This is a genomic window from Deltaproteobacteria bacterium, from assembly GCA_022340465.1.
Taxonomy (GTDB): Bacteria; Desulfobacterota; Desulfobacteria; order Desulfobacterales; family B30-G6; genus JAJDNW01.
This window is the reverse complement of record JAJDNW010000141.1, coordinates 1-3,895: the sequence shown is the minus strand read 5'-3', so window position 1 is coordinate 3,895 and position 3,895 is coordinate 1. Positions and strand designations below refer to the sequence as shown.

Genomic DNA, 3,895 nt, shown 5'->3' with positions numbered 1-3,895 from the left:
GGAGCAACTTCGTTTGTTCAGTCTTCTCAGCCCCGAAGATGCCGCGGAAGTTATCGAGGATATTCCGGATGCCCAGGCGGCGGACCTGGTGGAGGATATGCCGTCGGAACAGGCCGCGGCGATAATGGAGGAACTCGACAGCGATCACCTTGCCGATGTGTTGGGGGAGATGGATGAGGATGCAAGCCGGGCCATTCTTGAAAAAATGGACCGGGAGGATGCTGAAGAAGCAAGAATGCTGATGGCGTACGCTCCGGACTGCGCCGGCGGCCTCATGATCTCAGAGTTCCTTGCCTACCGAACCGACCAAAAAATCCAGGACGTTCTTAATGATTTGCAGGCCCATCAGCGGGAATACGCAGGTTACAACGTTCAGTACTGTTATATCGTTGACAGGAAAAAGAAGCTGGCGGGAGTACTACGGATTCACGACCTGCTGTTTCCATCCCGGGAATCCCTGCTTTCCCAGGTCATGATCTCTTCCCCCCTCAGCGTGTCGGATAAAGCATCTTTAAAAGAGCTTGAGGAGTTCTTTGATGAGCACCATCTGTTCGGCGTGCCGGTGGTGGACGATCAGCGGCGGCTGGTGGGAGTGGTGCTGCCGGATGCTGTCGAAGAGGCAGTGAATGAACGGAAAACAAAAACATTTCTACGCCTGAGTGGTATTATCGGTGGTGATGAGTTCCGGACGATGCCCCTTCTATCCCGCTCCGGGCGACGCCTGTCCTGGCTGAGTTTAAATATTTTTCTGAATATCATTGCCGCAAGCGTCATCGCCATGTATCAGGATATCCTTGCCGCAGCCATTACCCTGGCGGTTTTTCTACCCATGGTCAGCGACATGAGCGGATGCTCCGGCAACCAGGCAGTAGCGGTTTCCATGCGGGAACTCTCCCTTGGCCGGGTTCGAACCGGCGAATTGTTATGGGTTCTGGTAAAGGAGGCAAAAGTCGGTATCATCAACGGCCTGGTGCTTGGACTGCTTCTTGGCGGCGTCGCCTTTTTCTGGAAGGGCAATCCGTGGCTCGGCATTGTTGTCGGTGGTGCCTTGGCGGCCAACACGCTGGTTTCCGTTACGCTGGGGGGAATGTTGCCCCTTGTGCTCAAACGCCTGAAACTGGACCCGGCCCTGGTCTCAAGCCCGCTTCTGACGACGGTCACCGACATGTGCGGTTTCTTTTTTGTCTTGAGTTTCGCTGCTGCGGTTTTGCCGAAACTATGAAGCATGTCCATAAAGAGCGGCTTTTACTACCCCATCAGCCGCTTTTCATTTTCTTCTTTTTCAAAGAGATGATTTCCGTATTATCCCTGTGTGGTAAAGCGCTGCCAGGTGTTTGCAGATCGACTTATACCGGGTGCTCAGGTATCCATGATTGCTTTTAATGCACGCCTTTGCTATGATCTCTAAAGATAGTATTTCCAAAACTCCTTTAAATAAAGGCGCTGACACGGAGAAAAGATTCAATGGACACCTTTCAGACCTATGACCCCGGGGATTTTTACGATGAGTTGATCGAGGCAAACGGCAACCCCCGGCCCGGCGCCCAGCTGCTGGTGGACAAGATCGAAGCCCTGCCGCCGGGGGACCTGGCGATGCGGCAGAAGGCGGCCGAAGCCCTGCTTCTTAAAATGGGCATCACCTTCAATGTTTACGGCCGCGATGAAGGCACCGAAAAAATTTTCCCCTTCGACATCATACCCCGTATCGTTTCCAACCGGGACTGGCACCAGATTGAAACCGGCCTGAAGCAGCGGATCTTCGCTTTGAATGCTTTTGTGCAGGATGTGTATAACGAAAAAAAAATTCTCAAGGACAAGGTGGTTCCCGAGGAACTGGTCTCCACTAGTAAAACCTACCGCAAAGAATGCGAGGGCTTTACCCCACCCCGGGGGATATGGTGCCATGTTACGGGGACGGACCTGGTCAGGGATCGGGATGGGCGCTTTTATGTTCTGGAGGACAATCTGAGGTGCCCGTCGGGGGTTTCCTATGTGCTGGAAAACCGCCAGGTGCTCAAACGCACTTTTCCCCAGGTGTTTGAGGCGTCCCAGGTGCGTCCGGTGGACGACTACCCCACCAAACTCTTTGAAACCCTGGCATACCTCGCCCCGGATCTTGTCCAGGCGCCCACCATCGGTGTGCTGACGCCCGGCATGTACAACAGTGCCTACTTCGAGCACTCGTTTCTTTCCCAGCAGATGGGAGTGGAGTTGGTGGAGGGCCGGGACTTGGTGGTCTCTGACGGATTCGTTCACATGCTCACCACCAAGGGCCTCAAGCGCGTGGATGTTCTCTACCGGCGCATCGACGATGATTTTATCGATCCGGACGTATTTCGCCCCGACTCCCTGCTGGGTGTCAAAGGGCTCATTGGTGTTTACAAGGCCGGTCGTATCGCCATGGCCAATGCGCCGGGTACCGGCATTGCCGATGACAAGGTGATTTATGCCTATGTGCCGAAGATTATCAAATACTATACCGGCAGTGAAGCCATTCTGCCCAACGTGCCCACGTATATCTGCCGCGATGAAAAGGACCGTGCGTATGTGTTGTCGCACCTGGATGAACTGGTGGTTAAAGCCGCCAATGAGTCCGGGGGGTACGGCATGCTGGTGGGGCCCCATGCCACTGAAGAGGAGCGGGCGGCCTTCGCGGAAAAGATCAAGGCCGAGCCCCGAAACTACATGGCCCAACCCACTATCTCCCTTTCCCGGGTGCCTACCATTGTGGACGACCGCATCGAAGGGCGTCACGTGGATCTTCGGCCATACGTTCTTTTTGGCGAAGAGATTTACGTGCAGCCCGGCGGTTTGACCCGTGTTGCCCTAAAAAAGGGCTCCCTGGTGGTCAACTCCTCCCAGGGGGGCGGCAGTAAAGATACCTGGGTACTGTAGACAGTGACAAAAGGAGAATGTTTCGATGCTCAGCCGAGTAGCAAACTCGATTTACTGGATGTGCCGATATGTCGAACGGGCGGAAAACGTAGCCCGTTTCATCAGCGTTAATTTGAATCTGTTGCTGGACATGCCGATGGAAGCAGGGAAACACTGGGAACCCCTGGTTATCACCACCGGGGACCAAGTGCAATATGAGAAGCGTTACCCGAGCTATGCCCGGGAATCTGTAATCCGGTTCCTGACTTTCGACCGTGAATACTCAAATTCAATTATCAGCTGCCTGGCGATGGCCCGGGAAAATGGACGCTCCATTCGGGAGATTATCTCTTCGGAGATGTGGGAGCATCTCAATAATTTTTATCTCGAGCTGACCGAGGAGGACAGCATGGCCATGGCCCTTGAGGATCCTCACCGCTTTTTCAAGATCATTCAGATGAGAAGCCATCTGTTTACCGGGCTGATGGAATCCACCATGAGTCATGGCGAAGCCTGGAATTTCGCCCGGATCGGGATGATGCTCGAACGGGCGGACAAAACCTCCCGAATACTGGACGTGAAATATTTCATGTTGCTGCCCCGGGCGGACCTGGTCAACACGCCCATCGACAATATCCAGTGGACGGCGGTGCTCAAATCCGCAAGCGCATTCGAGATGTACCGAAAGCAGCATCACCGTATCACGCCCCGCAATGTGGCCGATTTCCTGATTTTCGACAATAGTTTTCCCCGCTCCATCCGGTCATGCATTTCCAGGGCTATGGCATGCCTGCATCGTATCGGCGGCACCACACCCGGCGCGGCACACAATCCGGCGGAAAAGCATCTGGGCCGCCTGGAAGCGGACCTGGAGTATACTGATATCGACGAAGTCATTGATCAGGGCATTCATGAATATCTGGACTGCCTGCAGGTTCGGCTCAACCAGGTCGATGCGGCCATTGGAACGACCTTTTTCAACCTGAAGCCTCTGATCGAAGCGGCGAGCCAGGACCAATGA

The 3,895-nt window shown here is 54.4% G+C and carries 3 protein-coding genes; all 3 read left to right on the top strand.

The annotated features are described in order from the left end of the window. The coding region (mgtE, locus tag LJE94_18710; protein ID MCG6912129.1) for a magnesium transporter at positions 1-1,222 on the top strand (1,222 nt) is incomplete at its 5' end. 242 nt (positions 1,223-1,464) lie between these two features. Beyond that, entirely contained in the window at positions 1,465-2,895 is a 1,431-nt protein-coding gene (locus tag LJE94_18705; protein MCG6912128.1) for a circularly permuted type 2 ATP-grasp protein, read from the top strand. Between the two features lie 25 nt (positions 2,896-2,920). After that, positions 2,921-3,895 carry an alpha-E domain-containing protein gene (locus LJE94_18700; GenBank protein ID MCG6912127.1) on the top strand — a complete coding sequence of 325 codons (975 nt, stop codon included), beginning with the start codon at positions 2,921-2,923 and terminating at the stop codon, positions 3,893-3,895.

Coding starts and splice junctions, on each gene's coding strand:
- LJE94_18705 (MCG6912128.1), top strand. CDS start 1,465: ATGGACACCTTTCAGACCTATGACCCCGGGGATTTTTACGATGAGTTG.
- LJE94_18700 (MCG6912127.1), top strand. CDS start 2,921: ATGCTCAGCCGAGTAGCAAACTCGATTTACTGGATGTGCCGATATGTC.